We start from the raw sequence: 5,713 nt of genomic DNA, 5'->3' as shown, positions 1-5,713 counted from the left end.
GGGTGAGTTTGCTGAGACTCGATTGGGGATGGGGATGGGGTGATGCGTCGGCGACTGGGGGACAATTGGGCGGGGTTGGGATTGGAGTCACGAAAATGGCTATGATTTGGGCAGATGGTCCGTTGGAGTGCTATGTATGAACCCTGATCCGAATCCTAATCCTAATTCTAACCCTAACCCTAACTCTGATCCGACCCGAAATCTCTCGCCTGAGGAACGCGATCGCCTCCATACGGAGGAAGAACGGGTTGAGATCTCTCAACGTTCTTTGATTCTCTCCCGCATCATTCGTATTATTTCGTATTTGGTTAGTGCGTTATTGGTGTTGTTGTTTTTGCGGTTTTTACTCCGCCTCAGTGGGGCTAATCCTGAGAATATGTTTGCCGATTTTGTTTATAATTTATCGGAGCCGTTTTTTGCTCCGTTTGATAATCTGTTCATGAATCCGACGGATTTGGTGGGAACAAATGTTTTTGATGTCAATGTATTAGTGGCGATGGGAGCTTATGCGTTGCTTGGCTGGCTTGTCATTCGCTTGATCTACTCGTTTTTTGCTCCTCAATAAGAATCGGTTTGTGGGGATACAACGGGTTTTTCTCTAAGGCTCAGGTTGGGGAGACTCAGGAGTTTGGGATTCAAAGTAAGGCTGTGTTTCAAACCCTGCTATGTTGCCAATGAGGGCTTGAGGAAATTGGCGTAACTGGCTGTTATAGGCTTGTACTGCTTCGTTATAGCGCCTTCGTTCGACGGCGATGCGGTTCTCCGTTCCGGCAATTTCATAACTGAGGTTTTGAAAGGCTTGGGAGTTTTCTAGGTTGGATAGGTTGGAATTGTTGGCCATGGCGTCCTGAAATTGCTCGATCGCGGCTTCGACTTCGGCGATCGCGGCTTGTTTTTCGTCGATACGACTGGCTTGGAGATAGGCTTGGCGCGATCGCTCTAATTGCTCAATCACCTCCTGTTCGCTGGCGGCTTGGCTTCGGGCCACGCTGACGAGGTTGGGGATGAGATCGGCTCGCCGTTGCAGTTGGTTTTCGACTTGAGCCCAACGGGCCTGCACTTCTTGGGCGCGGTTAGCCAGTCCGTTATAGGCAGCAATGCCCCAGAGCGAGACGATGATGGCAACGCCAGCGGCAATCCATTGGGCAGTTTTGCGTCGCTCTTGGGCTTTTTCTTGTTGTTGCTGTTCCTGCTCTTTTTTAACCCGAACCTCCTCAAGGGCTTTTTCAATTAACTCGGGTGGAATTTGAACTTCAGCTCCCGCGTCTTTCAGTTCGGCTAAGGAATAGCTATTCTGAGACTCGCTATAGTAACGAGAAGCAATTTCTAAGACTTCGGGGGCGAGTTCATCGGGGATTTTAGGGCTGTTGTTTTCCATGTTATGGCTTATCTCTTTATGTCTGTTTTTACAATTTTTATATATTTTTTCTCCGGTGCGAACCCTAGAGTGATCTGGGTTCCCAAGCTTGCGAAATGTTAAGTTACTGGCAAAGTTTTCATGAGGATGTCAAGATCGAGACAAGCGTTTATTTATTCCTCAGTGTAACCAATGTTCTAGGAGCCTGCCAGCATCAGCATCGCTTCGGGACTTGGGATGTGTTGATAGCTATGGGAGATTTCGGAACCATGCGGATCTCAATCTCGACCCATTCATTCCCTAAAATTCAGTTTGCCGTTCATCCCTTCAAGGGGGGCGACTGGGGAGGGTGGCTTCGGCGAAGACACTGGAGGTTGGCGATCGCGTTTACGCTATCTTTGTTGGCCTTTCCTCTAGCCAGTCGAGGATTAACTCAGGCTGGAGCCAGCCCAGGGATGGGCCAGACGGAGACGGGAGGGACAAGATGGCTGTTTGGGGCGATCGCCATTGTGGCCTGGCTCGGGACCGCCTATGGCTATTCTCGTGCCAAGACCTACTATGGGGAGCCGTTTAAGCTCAACCCGGAGGGGCGATCGCAGGTTCAAGGCCCCTATGATCACCCGGACGAGGAGGGGCTGTTTGGCTGGAGTTATGGGATTAGCGTTGGGGCAGCCTTGGGGCTGTTGCTGGCGCTGTATGCGCTGTTGCACCCTTGGCTGGTCGAGGTTCTCGGTCTGGGAGTCATCACCGCTCTGGGGTTAATGATACTGTTGTCGCTGGCGATCGCCTTTTTTACCTATCCGTTTCCTCAACAGCAATTAAAGGCATTCATCAAGAGAGGAACTTGGCGCTGTCAACGGTGTGATTCTCCCTTGGAATTGGTGGCCGGGAAAGAGGGCGATCGCCTCAATCGCGCCCAACGGGTGGCCCAAGAGTTAGGGAGTACCCGCATTGAACGCTGGCATTGTCGCCACTGCTTCCCCCAGGAGTCCTCGCCAGTTCACCGACGTGACTACATTTTGGATGGCATCAACTTTCAGGAATGTCCCCATTGTCGTGAGTTAACCATGACTCGCAGCCAGACTCGGGAAGAGGAGTCCGGGGAATCGAGCCAGGGGATCGCTCATGTCACCTACACCTGTCAAGCCTGTGGCTATGAGGAGGAACGAGAGGAACTGATGGCGACGAAGGGAGACTTGAGCTATGACCGTATTGATTCCTCTCATCGTCCGGCTGCTGACTTAGATCGCCATACTGGGGTTGATGGCTGGGCCGGCGGCGGCTTCGGCAGTGGTGGCGGTGGCTTTGGCGGCGGCGCAAGTGGCGGCGGGGGTGCTGGCGGCAATTATTAGCGAGGAGAGGACAGTGAACCGATTTGAGGTGAAGGCAATGTGGACATCATTAATGGTTGCTCAACGGTTTGCTCTAGGGGGGTTGCAAAAGGTCTGGCAAGGGATTCAGCGACGGCGATGGCGATGGCATCGGCCAGGGGTGAAAGGGCTGATGTGGGGCCTACTCATGTCGGTGGCGATGATTGGCTTTCCGTTGGTCAGCCAGGCCCTGACGGTGCAAGAGGTTCCTAATCCCCAACAGGAGTATGGCGGTTGGGTGACGGATATGGCCAATGTTCTGAGTGAGGCGACGGAACAGAGGCTTGATCAGAAAATTAGTGACTTAGAAGCTCAAAACGGAACGGAAATCGCCGTCGTCACCGTTCGGGATACGGCCTCGGAAGCCACCCCCAAAGACTTTGCAACGGAACTGTTTAATCATTGGGACGTGGGCAAAGCGGATGCGGATAATGGGGTGTTGTGGCTGCATTCTGTGGGCGATCGCCGCGTGGAAATTGAAACCGGCTATGGGGTAGAAGGGATGTTACCGGATGCTCGGGTGGGGCGGATGATTGACCAGTTGGTGATTCCTGAGTTTCGAGAGGATGATTTCGATGCGGGAACTCTGGCGGGGGTTGAGGCGTTGATTACCGTGTTGTCTGGGGAAGAGTTCCAATTACCTGATGATTCCCCGCAGGTTGATGCTTTGAGCGAGTTTGGTGTCGGGGCGATTGTGCTTTGGGGCGCTTCGGTGCTGGGATATGGGGCGATTCGTCGGCGGTTGAAGCAACCGATTGAACTCGATCCTCAGGGGCGATCGCGGGTGATGGGGAAAAGCGATGCAACCCTCTATGGAGGAGTCTTGTTTGGGGCAACCGTCTGTGGCTTTATGCTCTGTTTGGGGGTAGTCATCACCCTGCTGATGTTAGATTCCTCCCGGACTTTGGCTTTCATCGCGATCGCGCTCTTATTGGCGGTGACTGGGGTGACAGCCATTGTCAGAATTGGGCAATTTATCATTCGTTCTTGGAGGGCGAGTTTTGAGGAAGAGGGGAGCGATCGCTATCTGGGATTGCTGTCGATCCCTCTCAAGCTGTTTCTGGGGGGATTTGTCTTCTGGGTTGGCAGCACCATCGTTATGGTCATCGCTGGAGTCTTGTTCGTGGAGGTTTGGGGAGACGATCTGGGGCCGGTTTTACTGGGTTCCCTCGTCGCGGCCTTGGGGATGGGTTGGGTGGCTTACACGTTGAGTCGACCTTGGCTTGATGCAACACTCAAACGGGTTTGTCAAACCTGTCAGACGGAGTTGGTTCCCGTCTCTGAGTCGGAGGTGACGGCACAACTCAATCATCACCAGAACGTCGCTCAAGACCTAGGGAGTACTAAATTTACGGGCTTACGTTGTCCCAACTGTTGCCCGGAAACGTCCGAGTTTCATCTACGCAGCTATATTCTCAAGCGGGGGGAATTCACGGCATGTCGCAATTGTGAAGAGTTTACGGTCACGCATGAGACCAAAACCTTGGTTCAACCCACCTATCAGTCCACGGGGCTACGTGAAACGACCTATACCTGTCAGGCCTGCGATTATTCTAAACAAGAACAAAGTATTATTCCTCGATTGACTCAGTCTGTAGGAGTCACCGGCGGCGGGGGTGGTGGTTTTGACGGCGGCGGCGGCGGTGGTGGTTTTGGCGGCGGCGATAGCGGCGGTGGGGGTGCTGGAGGAAGCTATTAGAAGTATGACCAATTTATCTTGCTGTTTAAGGTTAAAAACGAGGCAATTATGTTTGGTTTTATTAAGGGTTTCGCCGGTAGAAATGTAGAGGTCAATTCCCCAGGGTTGAGCCGATATGTTAAGAGAATTGTTCACTTCAAACAACAGCTTCAAAAGGGAGTTAACTGGCCCAAGACGCCAAAATCCCTAATGCTCCTGTTTAGCTTGAGCTTGGGTTTATCCTTGCTACTGTGGCCGAGCGTCAGTCACAGCTTAACGGTGCAGGAAGTCCCCAATCCCCAGCAGCAGTATGGCGGTTGGGTGACGGATATGGCGGGGGTTCTCAGTGAGGAGACGGAACAGACCCTGAATCAGAAAATTAGTGACCTAGAAGCTCAAAACGGAACGGAAATCGCCGTCGTCACCGTTCGGGATACCGCCTCGGAAGCCACCCCCAAAGCCTTTGCAACGCGACTGTTTAACTATTGGGGTGTGGGGAAAGCAGAGGTTAATAACGGGGTGCTGTGGCTGCATTCTGTGGGCGATCGCCGCATTGAAATTGAAACCGGCTATGGGATTGAAAACATTTTACCGGATGCTGAAGTCGGCGAGATGATCAATGAGGTCATCATTCCTGAGTTTCGAGAGGATAATTTCGATGCGGGAACTCTGGCGGGGGTTGAGGCGTTGATAACAGTTCTCTCTGAGGAGGAGTTCCAAGTTTCTGTGAATCGTCCTGGAGATGCGTCTAGTTCGGTCTCTGATGGGTTTGCGGAGATGGAGAACCGGGGCGATTTTTGGATCGCCGCTTTCGTGGGTTGGGTAGCCTCGGTGTTAGGCTATGGGACGATTTACCTTAATCCGCGAGAAGGCTCACGTTGTAATCTTTGATTCAACGTTGAGATGAATCGCGGCAACCACTGTAGTACAATGTGGTACAATCTCGTCAAATGACTCAATGGTGTCATGCTGGTATTTGAAGCCAAGCTAGAAGGAACCAAAGAGCAATACGAACGGCTGGACGAGGCCATTCGGACGGCTCGGTTTGTTCGTAACAGTTGCCTGAGATACTGGATAGATAATAAGGGAGTTGGACGGTATGAACTAAGCACCTATTGTGCGGTTCTTGCCAAAGAGTTTCCTTGGGCCAAAAAGCTGAACTCAATGGCTCGTCAAGCCTCGGCGGAACGAGCTTGGGCAGCTATAGCTCGCTTCTACAATAACTGCAAGAAGAAGATTCCCGGCAAAAAAGGGTTTCCTAAATTCAAGAAGCATAAAACTCGCGATTCAGTCGAGTACAAAACCTCA

The 5,713-nt window shown here is 52.1% G+C and carries 5 protein-coding genes and 1 pseudogene; 5 read left to right on the top strand and 1 reads right to left on the bottom strand.

Annotation, left to right across the window (positions count from 1 at the left end; all coding sequences use genetic code 11):
• Positions 1 to 136: 136 nt before the first annotated feature.
• A complete protein-coding gene (locus R6U67_RS06960) occupies positions 137 to 565 on the top strand; it encodes a YggT family protein (protein WP_410251867.1) in 429 nt (142 codons plus the stop codon).
• Positions 566 to 598: 33 nt separating this feature from the next.
• On the opposite strand, the gene R6U67_RS06955 is transcribed toward R6U67_RS06960, so the two are convergent.
• Entirely contained in the window at positions 599 to 1,378 is a 780-nt protein-coding gene (locus tag R6U67_RS06955; protein WP_410251866.1) for a LemA family protein, read from the bottom strand.
• 353 nt (positions 1,379 to 1,731) lie between these two features.
• On the opposite strand from R6U67_RS06955, the gene R6U67_RS06950 reads away from it, so the two are divergent.
• The 4 genes and pseudogenes from R6U67_RS06950 to R6U67_RS06935 all read left to right on the top strand — a co-directional run.
• Positions 1,732 to 2,709, top strand: a complete 978-nt coding sequence (locus R6U67_RS06950) for a hypothetical protein (protein WP_410251865.1) — start codon at positions 1,732 to 1,734, stop codon at positions 2,707 to 2,709.
• Entirely contained in the window at positions 2,621 to 4,426 is a 1,806-nt protein-coding gene (locus R6U67_RS06945) for a TPM domain-containing protein (protein WP_410251864.1), read from the top strand. Before R6U67_RS06950 ends, R6U67_RS06945 begins: the two co-directional genes overlap by 89 nt.
• 222 nt (positions 4,427 to 4,648) lie before the next feature.
• Positions 4,649 to 5,296, top strand: a complete 648-nt coding sequence (locus tag R6U67_RS06940; protein WP_410251863.1) for a TPM domain-containing protein — start codon at positions 4,649 to 4,651, stop codon at positions 5,294 to 5,296.
• A 75-nt stretch (positions 5,297 to 5,371) separates the two neighbouring features.
• Positions 5,372 to 5,713, top strand: a pseudogene (locus R6U67_RS06935) (RNA-guided endonuclease TnpB family protein); the annotation flags it as partial.

Origin of the sequence: Sodalinema sp. (assembly GCF_046483825.1) — a bacterium.
In the GTDB taxonomy this organism is placed as follows: domain Bacteria; phylum Cyanobacteriota; class Cyanobacteriia; order Cyanobacteriales; family Geitlerinemataceae; genus Sodalinema.
Note: the sequence above shows the minus strand (reverse complement) of the source record. Positions and strands in the feature narration are given on the sequence as shown.

Coding starts and splice junctions, on each gene's coding strand:
- R6U67_RS06960 (WP_410251867.1), top strand. CDS start 137: ATGAACCCTGATCCGAATCCTAATCCTAATTCTAACCCTAACCCTAAC.
- R6U67_RS06945 (WP_410251864.1), top strand. CDS start 2,621: ATGGCTGGGCCGGCGGCGGCTTCGGCAGTGGTGGCGGTGGCTTTGGCG.
- R6U67_RS06955 (WP_410251866.1), bottom strand. CDS start 1,378: ATGGAAAACAACAGCCCTAAAATCCCCGATGAACTCGCCCCCGAAGTC.